The 16,454-nt window shown below is 48.3% G+C and carries 16 protein-coding genes; 13 read left to right on the plus strand and 3 right to left on the minus strand.

All coding sequences use genetic code 11. The annotated features are described in order from the left end of the window. Window positions 1–152: 152 nt before the first annotated feature. Together modB and modA are read right to left on the minus strand one after the other, a co-directional pair. Entirely contained in the window at window positions 153–830 is a 678-nt protein-coding gene (gene modB, locus AC58PQ_RS23105) for a molybdate ABC transporter permease subunit (protein WP_497245759.1), read from the minus strand. Between the two features lie 3 nt (window positions 831–833). Beyond that, the gene (modA, locus tag AC58PQ_RS23110) at window positions 834–1,622 is read right to left on the minus strand and encodes a molybdate ABC transporter substrate-binding protein (protein WP_497245761.1); all 789 of its coding nucleotides are present in this window, start codon (window positions 1,620–1,622) and stop codon (window positions 834–836) included. Between the two features lie 166 nt (window positions 1,623–1,788). On the opposite strand from modA, the gene AC58PQ_RS23115 reads away from it, so the two are divergent. Next, window positions 1,789–2,742 carry a substrate-binding domain-containing protein gene (locus tag AC58PQ_RS23115; RefSeq protein ID WP_497245763.1) on the plus strand — a complete coding sequence of 318 codons (954 nt, stop codon included), beginning with the start codon at window positions 1,789–1,791 and terminating at the stop codon, window positions 2,740–2,742. A 12-nt stretch (window positions 2,743–2,754) separates the two neighbouring features. Next, window positions 2,755–3,027 carry a transporter suffix domain-containing protein gene (locus AC58PQ_RS23120; RefSeq protein WP_497245765.1) on the plus strand — a complete coding sequence of 91 codons (273 nt, stop codon included), beginning with the start codon at window positions 2,755–2,757 and terminating at the stop codon, window positions 3,025–3,027. Between the two features lie 59 nt (window positions 3,028–3,086). Here the strand turns inward: AC58PQ_RS23120 and AC58PQ_RS23125 are convergent, their stop codons facing one another. Next, window positions 3,087–3,980 carry a LysR family transcriptional regulator gene (locus AC58PQ_RS23125; protein WP_497245767.1) on the minus strand — a complete coding sequence of 298 codons (894 nt, stop codon included), beginning with the start codon at window positions 3,978–3,980 and terminating at the stop codon, window positions 3,087–3,089. A 253-nt stretch (window positions 3,981–4,233) separates the two neighbouring features. Between AC58PQ_RS23125 and AC58PQ_RS23130 the strand changes: the two genes are divergently transcribed. Genes AC58PQ_RS23130 through AC58PQ_RS23180 form a run of 11 tightly spaced genes read left to right on the plus strand, consistent with a single transcriptional unit; the run spans window position 4,234 to window position 16,417 of the window. Continuing rightward, window positions 4,234–5,562, plus strand: coding sequence for an LLM class flavin-dependent oxidoreductase (locus AC58PQ_RS23130; RefSeq protein WP_497245769.1), 1,329 nt, complete (start codon window positions 4,234–4,236; stop codon window positions 5,560–5,562). Between the two features lie 16 nt (window positions 5,563–5,578). Continuing rightward, window positions 5,579–6,910, plus strand: coding sequence for an LLM class flavin-dependent oxidoreductase (locus tag AC58PQ_RS23135; RefSeq protein WP_497245771.1), 1,332 nt, complete (start codon window positions 5,579–5,581; stop codon window positions 6,908–6,910). A 20-nt stretch (window positions 6,911–6,930) separates the two neighbouring features. Then, window positions 6,931–8,574, plus strand: a complete 1,644-nt coding sequence (locus tag AC58PQ_RS23140; protein ID WP_497245773.1) for an ABC transporter substrate-binding protein — start codon at window positions 6,931–6,933, stop codon at window positions 8,572–8,574. A gap of 21 nt (window positions 8,575–8,595) precedes the next feature. Further along, window positions 8,596–9,519 carry an ABC transporter permease gene (locus tag AC58PQ_RS23145; RefSeq protein WP_497245775.1) on the plus strand — a complete coding sequence of 308 codons (924 nt, stop codon included), beginning with the start codon at window positions 8,596–8,598 and terminating at the stop codon, window positions 9,517–9,519. A gap of 21 nt (window positions 9,520–9,540) precedes the next feature. Continuing rightward, complete coding sequence (locus tag AC58PQ_RS23150; RefSeq protein ID WP_497245777.1) at window positions 9,541–10,437, plus strand: ABC transporter permease; 897 nt, start codon at window positions 9,541–9,543, stop codon at window positions 10,435–10,437. Between the two features lie 3 nt (window positions 10,438–10,440). Beyond that, entirely contained in the window at window positions 10,441–12,477 is a 2,037-nt protein-coding gene (locus AC58PQ_RS23155) for an ABC transporter ATP-binding protein (RefSeq protein WP_497245779.1), read from the plus strand. Window positions 12,478–12,513: 36 nt separating this feature from the next. Beyond that, window positions 12,514–13,335: a CoA transferase subunit A gene (locus AC58PQ_RS23160; RefSeq protein WP_497245781.1), complete on the plus strand. Its 822-nt coding sequence runs from the start codon at window positions 12,514–12,516 to the stop codon at window positions 13,333–13,335. Window positions 13,336–13,350: 15 nt separating this feature from the next. After that, a complete protein-coding gene (locus AC58PQ_RS23165) occupies window positions 13,351–14,121 on the plus strand; it encodes a CoA-transferase (RefSeq protein ID WP_497245783.1) in 771 nt (256 codons plus the stop codon). Window positions 14,122–14,135: 14 nt separating this feature from the next. Then, window positions 14,136–14,723 (plus strand): cysteine dioxygenase family protein, encoded by a 588-nt coding sequence (locus AC58PQ_RS23170; RefSeq protein WP_497245785.1) that lies wholly within the window; start codon window positions 14,136–14,138, stop codon window positions 14,721–14,723. A 48-nt stretch (window positions 14,724–14,771) separates the two neighbouring features. Further along, window positions 14,772–15,947: a CaiB/BaiF CoA transferase family protein gene (locus AC58PQ_RS23175; protein WP_497245787.1), complete on the plus strand. Its 1,176-nt coding sequence runs from the start codon at window positions 14,772–14,774 to the stop codon at window positions 15,945–15,947. After that, a complete protein-coding gene (locus AC58PQ_RS23180) occupies window positions 15,944–16,417 on the plus strand; it encodes a DinB family protein (protein WP_497245789.1) in 474 nt (157 codons plus the stop codon). The genes AC58PQ_RS23175 and AC58PQ_RS23180 overlap by 4 nt, the downstream gene beginning before the upstream one ends. Window positions 16,418–16,454 lie beyond the last annotated feature (37 nt).

A 16,454-nucleotide genomic window follows, 5' to 3' on the forward strand; every position in this document is an offset into this window, starting at 1 on the left:
AAGGCCACGGTATAGATGGAATAGTTGGCCTTACAATTAACAAAAAGTCTATAAAAACAACAAAATGGGTTGAGGACAATATCCTCAACCCATTTTGTCAACAGCCCCATAACGGAAAAGGTGGCTTTTTGTGTGTGGCGCCGCACCCATCCTCATTCCACCCCCCGCGCCTTCCGATTCGCCAGCAGCAAGAATCCGAACGAGATGGCGATGATCGCTCCCGCCCAGCACCAAGCTAGCGTGTGATTTCCGGCTTCAACCGCAATGTAGATGGCGGTGGGTAAGGTTTGCGTGCGATGCGGAATATTACCCGCGATCATCAGGGTGGCACCGAATTCGCCGAGGCCTCGAGCAAATCCGAGGATGTACGCTGAGCGTACAGAACGCCAGGCGAGCGGCAAAGTGATGTACGCCAGCACCTGCCATTCGTTAGCGCCAGCGGATCGAGCGGCGTTCTCCAGATCTATTTTGACTGAGGCAAAGCCCGTCTTCATCGTTTGATAAACGAGGGGGAAAGCGACGACGATCGAAGCGATCACCGCCGCCCCCCAAGTGAAAATAATCGATTGCTGGATGAGGGTGTCCATCACCGTTCCGATCCAGCTCTTCTTGCCCAACAGCACGAGCAGGATGAACCCAACAACAGTTGGTGGCAGTACTAACGGTAGCATAATTGCAGTCTCAATCAAGGACTTCCCGCGAAAGCTCCGCCTTGACATTTGCCATGCCACGAACCCGCCAAGCAGCAGAACGAAAACACTGGCAACCAAGGCAACCTTCAATGAAAGCAAAATGGGTGAAGCAAATTCACTCCATGTAAAGTTTTCCATGTTCTATTGCGCGACTGTGAAGCCGAATTTGACGAATACATCCTGTGCTTCTTTGCTTTTCAGATACGTATAAAATTCCGTTGCTTCTTTGTTATGTTTGCTCGCTTTGACAATGCCTGCAGGATATTCGATCGGTTTGTATGATTTGGGATCAACAGTGAGAGCAACCTTCACCTTCGTAGAGGTTAGCGCATCCGTTTTATACACAAAGCCTGCCTCAGCATTACCTGACTCCACATAGGTGAGTACTTGTCGAACATCTTTGCCTTGTACGATTTTGGCTTGAAGCGGGTCCCACAGCTTAGCGTTCGTTAAAGCTTCTTTCGCATAGCTGCCAGCTGGAACGGTTTGCGGTTCGCCGACAGCAATATGAGTTACACCAGCAGAAGATAGATCCTCAAGCTTTTGCACGTTCGATTTGCTATCTGCGGGAACGATGACGACTAAGCTATTCAACAACAAATTGCTTTGCTGTGAAGCATCGATCAACGATTTATCGACGAGTTCTTTCATGTTTTTGCTAGCCGCAGATAGGAAGACATCAGCCGGTGCACCTTGCTCAATTTGCTGCTGCAGGGCGCCAGAAGCACCGAAATTATACTGAAGCTTTATGTGTGTGTGTTTCTTTTCGTAGTTGGTTTGAATTTCTTTCATGGCATCCGTCAAGCTAGCAGCAGCAGAAATAGTTAATTCTACATTGGGCTGTTCAACTTGCTTGGAGCACCCTGATAATACAATCGATAAGACAATAAGAAGAAAAAACATAGAACGAAACATTACTTTTTTCAGCATAGTAACCCCTCCAAGATTAATTTATCTATCTATTTTGATATAAATAGTATGATTTAGATATAAATAATTATAGTTGAACGTCGCGATTTCGTAAATAACTAAAGTTTGAAATACATAGACCTTGCGCTTATGATAGAAGAAGACATTCCATGCATGGAGGAAAATGATGACAACAGATATATCCTATACAACGGAAGACATCGCCAAACTTTTGAAAATCTCCAAGCTAACGGTCTATGATTTGATCAAAAAAGGGGATCTCCCCGCCTATCGAGTGGGCAAGCAAATGCGTGTCGATGCGACAGATCTGGAGGCGTATAAAGCGCGCGCCAAAGGTGGGAGAGGGCATGCGGTCAAGACCGAGCCCATAGAAACAGTCCCAACCCAACTTGTCCCAAGCCATTCCATGTCCCAACAATCGCTCGTCATTACGGGGCAGGATGTTAGTTTGGATATTTTGGCCAAGCATATGGAGAAGAAAGTCCCTCAAATCAGGCCGCTTCGCTCCTACGTTGGCAGCTTGGACAGCTTAATTGCCATGTACAAGGGTGAATCAGACATCGTCAGCACGCATTTATTGGATGGTGACACAGGTGAATATAACATCCCCTATATACGCAAATTACTGATCGGATCCTCATATATCGTCATCAATCTGGTCTCACGGTCAGCGGGTTTATATGTTCAAAAGGGGAACCCCAAGCAGCTTCGGAGCTGGGCTGATCTCCAGCAACCAGGTCTACAGCTTGCCAATCGTGAGAAAGGCTCAGGGGCTCGCGTTCTTTTAGATGAACAGCTTAGGTTGCACGGTATCTCTTATCAACAGATACAGGGGTACGATCAAGAAGAATCCAATCACATGGGTGTCGCGGGCAAAGTTGCGCTTGGTGAAGCGGATTTCGGTGTGGGTATAGAGAAAGCAGCCTATATGGTCGGCGGCGTTGATTTCATTCCGCTGATCCAAGAGCGAGTTGATCTTGTTATGCTCAAGAAGCCAGGCAATCTCGCATGGATCGAGGCAGTCAAGCAAGTGCTGCAGTCGGAGGCGTTCCATCATGAACTGCGTCCGATTCAAGGCTACGATATATCGCAGACAGGACATGTTTTATATGAAACATAAGGGGGAAATGATGTGGTCAAAAAGCTTGGCATCAGCTTGTTAATCCTATCGACAATCGCATTCTTAAGTGCTTTTACGATTCCAATTTTCATACACACAGGAGGCGGGATGGCTAGATGGATTGCGGGTCTGCTCATTGTCAGCGAGGTTACTTTCTGGACGGGCGGCATCCTGTTAGGCAAAGAGGTCGCCAAGAAATATAGAAGCTATCTCAACCCGAAAAACTGGTCACGTAAGAAAGTGTCAGACAATCAAGACAAGGTGTCCATTAAACAAGACGAATGAAAAAAGCAGTATTCCTAATCCTACAGGAATACTGCTTTTTTTGTTGTCACCGCCGCTCATTAAGCAGATACCGAGCTCTTCAGCTCGTTACGAAAAATCTCAACGAGGCTCTCCGTTGCAAGGCTAAACGTGCTGCCATTCAATTTGCGCAGCAAGCCCGTGACTAAGCCTGAATCGAGATCATCGATGGGTTTAAGAACAGTGCCTTGCGGACTAGGCGTTGCCGAAATAATGGGAACAACCGCGATACCGAAATCCGCTTGGACATAATATTTGAGCGCGGCCATATTGCCGATCTCCATGCCAGAGTAGGGACTGCCGCCATTTTCGAGCAGCGCGTTTTCCAATTTTTGACGATAAGGGCATTGGGAATTCGTGATAAGTAAGTGCTCATGCTGTATATCCCGCAAATGAATGGACGATTGGGATGCTAACGGATGGGTTTCTGGGATGAGTAGTGCGAGTTTTTCGATGAATAAGGGCTCGAAGGTATGTTCTAATCCCGTATTAGGCGTTGAGCAAATGGCCATATCGATGCTCCCCTCATGGAGCATTTGGCCTAGCACGGTGGTGTTGCCAATGTGAATGCTAATCTTCACTTTGGGATGCAGACGAAGAAAGGGACCAAGCAGCTGTGGTAGTCGATAGCTAGCCGTGGGTTCCATGACACCGAGACGAATGACCCCTGCATCCCCTTTGACGAGTTCATCCATAGAAGCTTGTAGATAGTCATACTCCTTTAACAAGAGATCGGCATTTTGATGAAAAAGTCGACCAGCCTCGGTCAGCGTCAATTTCTTTCCCCGTTCTAAAAGCTTAACCCCTAGATCAGCCTCAAGCTTTTGAATATGCATAGTAACAGTCGATTGCCCATATTGCAGTTCCTCCGCTGCCCGTTGGAAGCTACCGAGCTTGATGATGCTTTGAAATGTTTTGATATTTCGAATATCCATAGGGATCCCCGTCCTCTCCCAAACTAATGGTTCATGATTTATGAATTCAACGATCGGTTTTTCTGATTTTACAAACTCTTACAACTATCATATCATAAATCCAATTTAATCCAAGCGGTTTACTTGTATATTCATAAAAAGTGAATCAAACATTCAGTTTTTTGAATTGTACATGTGAAAGATCCTGATTTATGATAAATACCATTAAGTCCATCGGAATAATCAAATATAAAACAAACGGAGGCTGATTCGAATGGCAAATGCAAAAAAAATTAAACTAGGTGCAATGATTCATGGCGTAGGCGGAGGCTGGGAAGATTGGAAGCATCCAGAAGCGATTACGGATGCAAGCACAAATTTTCAATTCTATAAGCATCAAGCGCAAACGGCAGAAGCTGGGAAGTTTGATTTTGCTTTCATCGCAGATAGTGTTCATATCACGGAAAAATCAAGCCCCCATTACTTGAATCGCTTCGAGCCGCTGACCATTCTATCGGCGCTAGCAGCCGTTACGAGACGCATCGGCCTAGTTGCGACGGTGACAGTCAGTTATAGCGAGCCCTACACGGTGGCTAGACAATTCGCTTCGCTGGATTTGATCAGCAAAGGGCGCGCCGGTTGGAACGTGGTCACCTCTTGGCTATCCGGCAGCGCGAATAACTACAGCAAGGATGAGCATCCCCCGCATGAGAAGCGTTACCGCATCGCCCAAGAGCATGTGGATGTGGTGAAGGGGTTATGGGACTCGTGGGAAGATGACGCGTTCAAGCGGGATAAGGCGACAGGTCAATTTTTTGACCCGGCGAAGCTGCATACCTTGAATCACAAAGGTGAGTTCTTCTCGGTACAGGGTCCGCTAAACATTGCCCGTTCGAAGCAAGGGCAGCCCGTCATTTTCCAAGCAGGAACATCCGAGGACGGTCGTAATTTTGCCTCCAAAAATGCGGATGCGATCTTCGTTGGTCACGAGAATATAGAGGAAGCGAAAGCTTACTACGCGGATATTAAACGGAGAGCTGTTTCCTTCGGTCGTAACGCAGACGATTTATCTATCCTTCCAGGGATTCGACCCATCATTGGACGCACAGAAGAGGAAGCAGAGCGCAAATATTTGGAAACGGTCAACCTCGTGTCCATCGACAAAGCGATTATTGCGCTGGGTCGTCCATTCAATGATTTTGACTTTAGTGTTTATCCATTAGATGAACCCTTCCCAGATCTAGGTGATTTGGGCACGAACAGCCAGCAAGGCGGTTCGGAGAAGATCAAGCGATTGGCGAAAGAACACAATTTAACCCTGCGCCAAGTAGCCCTTCGTTTTGCAACACCGAAAGGAAATTTCGTTGGAACACCAGAAAAGATCGCAGATACGATCCAGCAATGGGTGGAAGAAGGAGCGTCCGACGGCTTCATCATTGCCGTGGGAATACCGGGAGCATTACAGGATTTCGTGGAACTGGTTGTGCCTATTTTACAAGAGCGCGGGCTGTATCGAACCGAATATGAGCATGACACACTGCGAGGCCATTTGGGTCTGGAAGTGCCGGTCAATCGGAATAGCAAAGCCAAAGTACTGAACTAATAAGGGGGAAAACCACATGTCCAAACCTAGAAAACTTAAGCTCGGAGCAACGATCACAGGCGTAGGTATTTCGAAATATACATGGCAGAACCCAGAAATACCGGGGGATGCAAGTGTTGACTTTGACTTTTATGCGGGGCAAGCGTTACTGGCGGAGGAAGGCAAATTTGACTTTGTTTTCATCGTAGATAGTACGTATATTACAGAAAAATCAGCCCCTCATTACTTGAATCGCTTGGAGCCATTGACGGTATTATCGGCGCTTGGAGCCGTTACCTCCAAGATTGGATTGGTCGGGACGCTAACCGCGTCTTTCACACAGCCATTCACCGTAGCAAGACAGTTTGCTTCACTTGACCATATCAGTGCAGGTCGTGCAGGTTGGAACGTCGTGACGACGGGGCTTGAAGGTGCTGCTCGCAATTACAGCAGGGATGAGCATTATGCCCATGATGAGCGCTATCGGATTGCGGAGGAGCATCTGGAGGTTGTGCGCGGTCTGTGGGATTCGTGGGAAGATGATGCGTTCGTTCGTGATCAACAAACCGGCGTCTTCTTCGATCCGAGCAAGCTGCATGCGTTGAACCATAAAGGCAAGCATTTCTCCGTGCAGGGTCCGCTCAACATTGCCCGTTCGCAGCAAGGTCAGCCCGTCATTTTCCAAGCAGGCGGATCAGACGATGGTCGTAATTTAGCAGCGAAGAGTGCGAATGCGATTTTTACAGGACATGAATCGATCAAGGAAGCACAAGCTTTCTATCAAGATATTAAGACACGGGCAGAAACGTATGGCAGGGCGAGTGAAGAAATCCTCGTGTTCCCAGGCATCAGTCCAATTATTGGTCGGACCGAGGAGGAAGCAGAGAGCAAGTATCAGGCAATTGCGGCATTAGTAACGTTAGAGGATGCGCTCGATCAATTAGGCCGACCATTCACTTATCATGATTTTAAGCAATACCCACTGGACGAACCTTTCCCGGATCTCGGCGATCTCGGTAGTAACAGCTATCGCAGCTCAACGGATCGTATCAAGCGGATTGCGAAGGAAGAGAAGCTAACGCTTCGTCAAACAGCGCTGCGCTTTGCAACGCCAAGAAGCAGTTTCGTCGGCACACCGGAGCAGATTGCGGATACCGTTCAACAATGGTTTGAAGAAGGCGCAGCCGATGGCTTTATTATTCATACTAGCATACCTAGTGTGCTCAAGGATTTCGTGGAACTCGTGGTCCCGATCCTTCAGGAGCGCGGTATTTATCGAGAAGAGTACGAAAGTGATACATTGCGAGGCAACTTAGGGCTCGAAATCCCAGTAAACCGCTATACGAAACAGAGAATAGCCCAAGCATAGAGCTTAGAGGGGGAAATGATATGAAAAAGAGAATCGGATCAATCGTCGGGGCACTAATCATTACGTCATTAGTATTATCAGGCTGTGGAGATGCGTCAAAGGATGAAGGAGCTAAGAACACGGCTGAGCAAGGAACGGGGATGGTAACCCCGGGGGGAGAGCTCATTTGGGCATTGGCAGGAACGGTCACATCAGATAGCTTGGATGCACACAAGGCGGGCTTCGCCCCAACGACGAGAGTCATGCGATCGCTCTATGACAGCTTAGTCGTGGAGCTTCCTGATCACACGTTTAAACCGTGGTTAGCGACAGCTTGGGAGCTTTCTTCGGATAAGAAGAGCTATACCTTTCATTTACGCAAGGATGTGAAATTCCATGACGGAACACCATTCAATGCGGAAGCTGTTAAATTTAACTTCGATCGCATTATCGACCCTGCGACGAAAGCGTACAGTTCGCTCAACGAATTGGGGACCTACCAATCGACAGATGTCATTGATGAATTCACGGTGAAGGTGAATTTCAAATCGCCTTTCGCGCCATTCCTAAGTAATGCGGCTAAAGTGGATTTGGGCTTCGTTTCACCGACAGCGGTGAAGAAGTACGGTGAGGCTTTCCCGCAGAATCCCGTGGGTACAGGTCCATTCAAGCTCAAGAAAATCACACCTAGCTCACAAGTCGAATTCGAGAAAAATCCCGACTATAACTGGGGTCCTGCGAATGCGAAGCATCAAGGCCCTGCGTACTTAGATAAATTAACTGTCAAATATGTGGAAGAAGAAGCGACCCGCGTCAGCGTTTTGCAAAGTAAACAGGTACAGGTGGCAGACATTATTCCTCCGCAAAATCTCGTCGCACTGAAGGCAGATAAGAATTTCAATGTACTGGAAACAGAGCTTCTGCAAGCCAATTTCACGTTGTATTTGAATATTAAAAAAGCGCCATGGAATGATCTGAAAATACGACAAGCATTTCGCTCGGCACTCGATATCGATTCTGGGGTAAAGACGATTTATCTAGGTACATCTAAGCAAGGTTGGTCACCGATTTCGCCGCAACAGTTCGGTTATACGCCAACGAGAGAAAAGTCCTATCAAGTAGATGTGGCCAAGTCGAATCAAACACTTGATGAGGCAGGATGGGCGAAGGGCGCAGATGGCTACCGTGCGAAAGACGGCAAGCGTCTAACAGTAGAAGTCATCGACACGCAAGGAAATCGCGAGAAACGACTGGATCTCATCGCGATATTCACGCAACAGCTGAAACAGGTCGGTATAGAGCTGAAGGTGATCACCCTACCTACGGGAACCTACACGGATCGCCGTAACAAAGGGGATTACGATTTAATTGCAGGCAGTCAATTCTCAGGAGATCCTGATGTGCTTAGACAACTGTATTCGGCCAAAGGCCCGTCTAAGGAAAATAACCTTGCCAAAACGAATGATCCGAAGCTGGATGAGCTGCTCGAACAAGGGTATTTGGAAACGGACCCTGAGAAGCGGAAAACCATTTACAAAGACGCACAAGAATACATTATCGATCAAGTATATGGAATACCTACGTATGTCTTTAATTATTCCGTTGCTTCAACCAAAGAGGTCAAAGGGATAACATTCGACTCGCCAGCATGGCCTGTCTTCTACGACGCTTGGATTCAAAAATAAGAACACGAGGGGGAGTCCCAGATGGTGAAGTTTATATTGAACAGGCTTATCGTTTCTATTCCAGTCATCATAGGTTCGCTTACGCTTGTTTTCTTAATCATTCACTGGCTTCCCGGGGATCCGGCCCAGATGATTGCAGGTGATGATGCCGCACCAGAGCGTATTACCTATTTGAGACATCAATTAGGCCTAGATCGTCCGTTGTGGCAGCAATATGCGGTATATCTGTGGGATAGTTTACGGGGAGATTTCGGGCATTCTTTCGCCAACAGCCAGCCAGTGATTGATCGACTCATTGCTCAACTTCCCGCCACACTTTCTTTAGCCGCACTGAGCACGTTATTCGCGATCGTTGTGGGGTTTATACTAGGAATTTTATCAGCTGTATATCAAAATCGGGTGTTGGACTACATCGTGCGCGTCATCAGCTTGTTAGGTGTATCCATGCCAAAGTTTTGGCTCGGCATTCTATTAATTCTCGTTTTCTCTGTGCATTTCCAGCTCCTTCCGGCAATTGGGAATGGCAGCTTCAAACAACTGATTCTACCGTCGTTCGCGTTGGGTGTGACAGGAGCTGGGATGTTAACTCGGATGGTTCGCAATAGTGTGTTGGAAGTCATCAATGAGCCATTCGTATTAACACTGCGTGCTAAAGGATTATCTGAAAACATCGTGCTCTATAAGCACGTGCTGCGTAACGCGCTTCTACCGGCGGTGACAATTCTAGGCTTATTAGTCGGCGAGATGCTCTCAGGCGCTGTTGTGACGGAGACCGTCTTTTCCAGGCAGGGCTTAGGGAAATTAGTCGTAGATGCGATCAATCAGAAGGATATCCCGGTGATTCAGGCGGCGATTCTGATTACAGGACTTTTTAATATTTTGGTCAACTTGATGGTAGATGTTTCGTATTCCTACGTCGATCCGCGTGTGCGTAAGTCTGGATAATGAGGAAAGGAGTTGGCTGATATGCTATTTAACACGGTGACAACAGAAAGGTTATTACGGAAGAGGCAAGAGCTTCTCACGTTCTCATTTCGGCTGAAAAAGCTGAACTTGTCGAAGGTGCTTCTTGGTTCTTCGCTCTTTATTTTAGCGTTTCTGATCTTGTGTGCCATCATCCCTTCATGGATTGCTCCTTACTCGCCAACCGATATGCTGACGGATCAACTCTTGAAATCACCAAGCTTGTCACATCCGCTAGGCACGGATCAATTTGGACGCGATGTATGGACACTCGTCATCTACGGCAGCAGGCAATCGCTCATTATGGGCGTTGTTTCCGTTGTACTCGGGGGATGCATTGGCACCTTATTCGGTCTCATCGCAGGATATTGGGGCGGGACAGTGGACTCCTTGTTTATGCGATTTAATGATATTTTAATGACAATACCAGGGATTCTACTCGCTATAGCGATTTCGGTAGCGCTTGGACCTAGCTTTTTCAATGTCATTCTGGCGATCAGCGTCGCAACAATTCCGGGTAAAGCGAGGGTTGTTCGCAGTCAAGTGATCTCGATTCGTAATCGTCCCTTTATTGATGCAGCACGTGCTGTGGGAACCTCTCATTTGGAAATTATGATCCGACACATTTTACCGAATTGTTTCTCCCCCTTGCTAGTCATGATGACCATCGGCGTTGGAAGCTCCATACTCGTCGGCACAGGATTAAGCTTTCTGGGTCTTGGTGTAGTGAAGGAGATACCGGATTGGGGTTACATGCTATCTCAAGGACGCAGTTACATGACCGTTGCCTGGTGGGTTGCTACCTTCCCAGGTCTCGCTATCACGCTCTTGGTCATTGTTGTCAATCTCATCGGTGATGAAATTCGTGATCGTATGGATCCTAAGAAATCGAGGGCATAGAAGATGAAGCCATTACTTGAGATTGATCAATTGTCGGTAGATTTCCAAACATCCAAGGGCTCGCTAAACGCGATCAACAATATCAGCTTACAGATTGGAACTGGCGAAATTGTGTGCTTGGTCGGGGAGTCAGGCAGCGGTAAGACGATTACTTCGTTGTCGATCATGCGTCTGATTAATTATGACGGCGGCTTTGTTTCCCATGGAGATATCAAGCTTGATGGGCAAAGTCTAGTGGGTCTGTCTCAAAAGGAAATCAGTGATTTCAGAGGTAAGAAAATCGCGATGATTTTCCAAGAGCCAATGACTGCGCTGGATCCGATCTTCACGATTGGTAGCCAAATCGTAGAAGTAATTGTTCGTCATGAGCGAATTTCGAAGGTTGGCGCGCGTGAGAAAGCCATTTCGCTCCTGCGCCGAGTAGGCATTCCAGAGCCAGAAATTCGCATGGGTCAATATCCGTATGAACTTTCCGGCGGTATGCGCCAGAGGGCGATGATTGCGATGGCCCTAGCGTGCGGACCGGAACTGCTGATTGCTGATGAGCCTACAACGGCGCTGGATGTGACGATTCAAGCCCAAATCTTAAGCTTGCTTCGTGAGTTAAAAGATGAATTTCAAATGTCGATTCTGCTCATCACACATGATCTTGGAATTGCAGCTGAAATGGCCGATCGTGTTGTGGTCATGTATGCGGGGAAGGTAGTTGAGCAATCACCCGTACATCAACTTTTTGAAAATCCCGCACATCCCTATACGCAAGGGCTTCTGCAATCTATTGTAACGCTTGATAACGTTCGTGGCTTGAAGCTGTACACGATAAAAGGCACAATCCCCAGCTTGTCTAATTTGCCGACAGGCTGCCGTTTCCACCCCCGTTGCCCTTATGCAACGGATCGCTGCTTGAGTGAAGATCCGCCCATGCAGGAGCTTCACGGCCGTGAGGTCGCTTGTTGGAATGCGGAGCGGATTGATCATTTGGCAGCTGAGTTTTTCGGAGATACCGTTACTCCGACACCTGTCGAGTTGATTGCTGACGAAGACATTCGTAAGAATGCTTGGACACTGGGCTTGGAGCAACCGTTGCTCCAAGTGAAGAATGTAAAGAAATATTTCCCGATTCGTCAAGGCTTGTTTGGTCGAGGCCGAACCTCCATTAAGGCGGTTGATGATGTTTCCTTTGATATTCGCAAAGGGGAAACCTTTGGTCTTGTCGGGGAATCCGGCTGCGGGAAATCAACGCTAGGACGCGTACTGTTGCAGCTTGAGAAAGCGACAGAGGGCTCGATTCATTTTGAAGGCAAAGATCTGATTCAGGCAGGTTCGAAAGGTTGGAAGGAAACGCGAAGAGATATGCAAATGGTGTTCCAAGATCCGTATGGTTCCATTAATCCTCGCTGGAAAGTGGGCGATATCATCGGTGAGCCGTTCTGGGTGCATGAGTCCTTACGCGGTTCAGCGAAAAGAGCCAAAGTCGAGAACGTGATGGAATTGGTGGGTCTCAATCCATCCTGGTATGATCGGTTACCGCATGAATTCTCAGGCGGGCAGCGACAACGGATCGGGATCGCACGAGCGATTGCATTGAATCCGAAGTTTATCCTAGCCGATGAAGCCGTCTCGGCATTGGATGTTTCCGTTCAATCTCAGATCGTCAACCTGATGCAGGATATTCAGCAACGGATGAATTTGACGTATTTGTTCATTGCCCACGGGCTTAATATTGTTCGCTACATTTCGGATCGCATTGGCGTGATGTACCTAGGCAAGCTGGTCGAAATTGCGCCAACGGATGAGTTGTTCAGGCATCCTGCCCATCACTATACGAGGGCGCTTCTATCCGCGATTCCAGTGCCGGATCCGAAACGTAAGCGCAGCTTCGTGCCACTCGAAGGCGAAATGCCATCGCCAGCTAGACCGCCATCAGGCTGCCGTTTCCATACACGCTGCCCAGCAGCGACGGCGCTCTGCCGTGAGGTTGTTCCGGAGCTTACGGCCATTGCCCCAGGTCACTATGCGGCTTGCCATTATCCATTGTAGGAGATGGAATTTTACTAGGAAAAAGGAGTGACGTTTGTGCCATCAATTGTGCCATCCAAGCTTATCTCCATCCAAGAAGCGGTTGCACAGATCCCGGATGGTACGAAGCTTGCCATTAGCGGCAACATGGAGATGTCTCCCATGGCTATCATACGTGAAATCATACGCGTACAGCGGCGACAGCTATATCTCGTTTGCTTGGGGGCTGCAGCCGTGAATGCCGATCTTCTGATCGGAGCTGGGGCGGTTTCGACCGTGGAATTCTCACAGATTTCGATGGGGGAGTATGGGCTTGGACTGAACTTTAGGCGAAAATTCGAGCAAGGCGCGATTGTTGGACTGGAGCATGCTTGTCCAACGCTGACAGCAGCGATTGGGGCTGGTGCTTCAGGCATCCCCTTCACACCCGTGCGAGGGTTAATCGGTACGGATTATATGAAATTTAGACCTGATTTCCATGTAATACCGAATCCGTATCATGCGGAGGAGAGCATTGCCATTGTGCCAGCGATTCGACCAGATGTAGCGATTTTTCACGGCTACAAGGCGGATGCGTTCGGCAATGTCATTGCACATCCTGCGCAGAACAATCGACTGTTAGCGCAAGCCTCAAGGAAGACATTCGCTACGGTAGAAGAAATCGTATCTCCTGATGCGCTGCGAAGTGAAGCGAACCAATTTGGTGCCTATATCCCTTCGCTGTTTCTCAGCGGAGTTATTCATGCACCAGGCGGCGCTTCGCCAACGGCTTGTCCAGGTTTTTATGACATAGACGATGAGGCGATTTCCTTTTATATGGAAGCTTCGGCGTCAGATGCTGCTTTTGAGGTGTATGTGAAGAGCATGATTAACACTTAGCGGAGGAGGTATTGTATGAGTCGTATGTCATCTTATTCCATGGAAGAGTCCATGATCTGTTACCTAGCTAGAGAGCTGCGCAATCATGAAGTTATTGGGGTAGGGAACAACTCACCGATTCCAGCTGCGGCTGCGTTGCTTGCGAAATCGATGCATGCGAAGCAAGCTTCCGTGTATATACTCGGGCAATGTGATTGGCCCTTCCAGGGCACGAGAGAGTTCTTTGATCTCATGCAACGCGGGGGGATGGATGTATTTTTTCTGAGTGGAGCTCAAATCGATTGCTACGGACGCATCAATTTGCATGTGATTGGCGATTATGGGAAGCCAAAGGTGAGACTCCCCGGAGGGGCAGGCTCAGGTGTTGTCTATTTCACTTGCAAGCGCATTTTCCTATTTAAAACGGACCACGGGATCAAAGGTTTTCCAGAAACGCTCGATTTCGTCACATCGACACCTGCAGCTGGGCAAGGCGTTTATCATCAAAACGGACTAGTTGGCGTCTACACGCCCCTTGGTGTCATGAAGCCTAACGGACCGGATCGCAGATTAAGGCTTGCTGCAACCGTTCCAGGTGTGAAACCTTTTGAGGTGCAAGGCAGAACAGGATTTGATTTGGGATTGAGCAACGAGGATGACACATCGATTCCGACCCTCGAACCTCCTTCAGATATCGAGCTGGCGACGCTTCGTTATGAGGTAAGCCAGGAATTACGCCGAATCTATCCGTTGTTTGCGAAACAGCACTTTGGTGCCTTTATGAAAAGCGCAGTAGTTCAATCATAGAAAGAGGGATGGACATGAGCGGTAAAAAACTATTTAGCCAGCTGGAAGCTGATATTTCAAGCATTCTGGCTCATCATCAGGATCATCGCACGATCATTGATCTAGTGCGGCCGCATTTGCAGGAACTGTTGACCAATGAGCATCTGCTTCCTGAGGACTTGCAAGTACCGCTGCCGAATAAATATGCTCAGTATTTGTTATATAAGCCGGAGAACGAGTCTTTTTCCGTCATCGCTTTCATCTGGGGAGCGGGGCAGGTGGCACCGGTGCACGATCATCTGGTTTGGGGACTAGTGGGCGTTTACCGCGGTTCGGTTGTGGAGAAACGCTATCGTCGAGAAGATCTCGGCGAATCCGCTGAGCCACGCTACACGATTCGTGAGGTATCCGAGGTCACGGCTACGCAAGGTGATATCTCCTTTGTGTATCCGCCTGATTATGATATCCATGGCGTTGCTAATCCGTTTGATGAAGTAGCCATTACGATTCACATCTATGGGACGGATATCGGGAAGCAGCCTAGGCATATCCATGACGTGGCATCTGGAAACGCGCGAGATGTCATCACGAAGCATGATAATGCAAGTCCTATTTATAACTAATGACCTCGAACGATCTCTAACCACCAAACAAAGAGGAGCGAAGAGAATATGAGTAGTAACAATCAAGGCCCTCTCGCAGGCGTAAAAGTCATTGAATTTGGGCAAATTGCGGCAGGTCCCTTCGCTGGTATGCTGTTCGCGGATCTAGGTGCGGATGTTGTTAAAGTGGAGCGACCTGATGTAGGGGATAGCATGCGGGAATGGCCGCCATTTTTTACAAACGAAGAAGGGGATAGCTATAGCTCCAATTTCAGTTCATTGAATCGAAATAAACGCAGTATTGCGGTTGATTTTAAAGCGCCAGATGAGCTTGAACGACTGCGTGAGTTATGTGCGGGGGCCGATGTGATCGTTGAAAATTATCGTCCTGGCGTGCTCGCGAAATTCGGGCTTAGCTATGAGCGATTAGCGGAAACGAACCCGAAGCTCGTCTATTGTTCCATTTCTGGTTACGGCCAAACGGGTGCTTACGCGCAAAAGGGCGCTTTCGATGTAACCATACAAGCGATTAGCGGGTTGATGAGTGTGACGGGCGAAGAGTCTGGCGAGCCTGTCAAATGCGGTGTTCCTGTGGCTGATTTCGTTGCAGGACTCTATGGGGCCTACACGGTCGTTGCGGCGATTCATCAAGCTTCTCGGAGCGGGAAAGGCAGCTACCTTGATTGCTCAATGTTAGCTAGTGTGCTCGGGATATCCGCGCTGCAGACGAGTGAATATTACGGCAATGGCGTGGCGCCGAAGCGATTGGGCAGTGCTCATCCACGCAATGCGCCGTACCAAGGCTATCACGGGAGTGATAAGCCATTTGTCATTGCGGCTGGGAATGAAAAGCTGTGGCGTGAGGTGGTGGATGCGGTGGAGCAGCCAGCGTTAGCTGACGATCCGCGTTTTCAGAATCAGACACTTCGCGCGAAGCATCAGAAGGAGCTGGCACAGCTTCTTCAGGGAGTATTCAGTCGGAAAACCGCAGCAGAATGGCTCGGTATCTTTGATGGGCGGGGTATTCCGTGTGCGCCGATTAATACGTTTGAGGATATTTTGCAGGATCCGGCCGTGACGGAAAGTGGTTTAATTCATGAGCTAGAGCTGCCGAATCACACACGAACCACGACAGTAGGCTATCCCGTTAAGCTAACGGACTACGAGTTTCAGATCTATCGCAAGCCGCCTCACAAGGGTGAGCATACGGCAGAAATTTTTCAAGAATGGGGTGTTAGATCGTGAGTGAGACAACAAGGCTTCATATCGATATATACCGAGCGACTTCGGAGTTAATTAAACAACGTATAAGTGTGCTTTCACGTGAACAGTTGGAATGGAAGCCCGCGCCCGAAAAGTGGAGCATCAAAGAAGTAGTGGCTCATCTCGTGGATGCCAGCTTCGTACACGCCGTGCGTATACGCAAAATTGTTGCGGAAAATGGCAAAGAGTTTCTCCTCTATGATCAGGATGCCTGGGTTGCGAGCTCGCGAGCGAACCAGGTGGAGCTGAGTGACATTTTACTTGCGTTCGATGCGGTGCTTGCCTATAATGCGCTGTTCTATGCGCGTTTGACGGAGGAGCAGTGGGAGCGGAAGGGGAATAATAACGGCAAAGAAATCTCGGTCGCCGATTTATTTCAAGGCTTTATCCGTCATGTGCAGACGCATCTGCTACAGATCCAGCGGAATTTGGATGCCTTAGGGGTTAAATAAAGGTAAACATATGAAAGTTCAATACCAATAGGGGCAT

Source organism: Paenibacillus sp. J22P143, assembly GCF_059692035.1.

Coding starts and splice junctions, on each gene's coding strand:
- modB (WP_497245759.1), bottom strand. CDS start 830: ATGGAAAACTTTACATGGAGTGAATTTGCTTCACCCATTTTGCTTTCA.
- modA (WP_497245761.1), bottom strand. CDS start 1,622: ATGCTGAAAAAAGTAATGTTTCGTTCTATGTTTTTTCTTCTTATTGTC.
- AC58PQ_RS23115 (WP_497245763.1), top strand. CDS start 1,789: ATGACAACAGATATATCCTATACAACGGAAGACATCGCCAAACTTTTG.
- AC58PQ_RS23125 (WP_497245767.1), bottom strand. CDS start 3,980: ATGGATATTCGAAATATCAAAACATTTCAAAGCATCATCAAGCTCGGT.
- AC58PQ_RS23130 (WP_497245769.1), top strand. CDS start 4,234: ATGGCAAATGCAAAAAAAATTAAACTAGGTGCAATGATTCATGGCGTA.
- AC58PQ_RS23135 (WP_497245771.1), top strand. CDS start 5,579: ATGTCCAAACCTAGAAAACTTAAGCTCGGAGCAACGATCACAGGCGTA.
- AC58PQ_RS23140 (WP_497245773.1), top strand. CDS start 6,931: ATGAAAAAGAGAATCGGATCAATCGTCGGGGCACTAATCATTACGTCA.
- AC58PQ_RS23145 (WP_497245775.1), top strand. CDS start 8,596: ATGGTGAAGTTTATATTGAACAGGCTTATCGTTTCTATTCCAGTCATC.
- AC58PQ_RS23150 (WP_497245777.1), top strand. CDS start 9,541: ATGCTATTTAACACGGTGACAACAGAAAGGTTATTACGGAAGAGGCAA.
- AC58PQ_RS23155 (WP_497245779.1), top strand. CDS start 10,441: ATGAAGCCATTACTTGAGATTGATCAATTGTCGGTAGATTTCCAAACA.
- AC58PQ_RS23165 (WP_497245783.1), top strand. CDS start 13,351: ATGAGTCGTATGTCATCTTATTCCATGGAAGAGTCCATGATCTGTTAC.
- AC58PQ_RS23170 (WP_497245785.1), top strand. CDS start 14,136: ATGAGCGGTAAAAAACTATTTAGCCAGCTGGAAGCTGATATTTCAAGC.
- AC58PQ_RS23175 (WP_497245787.1), top strand. CDS start 14,772: ATGAGTAGTAACAATCAAGGCCCTCTCGCAGGCGTAAAAGTCATTGAA.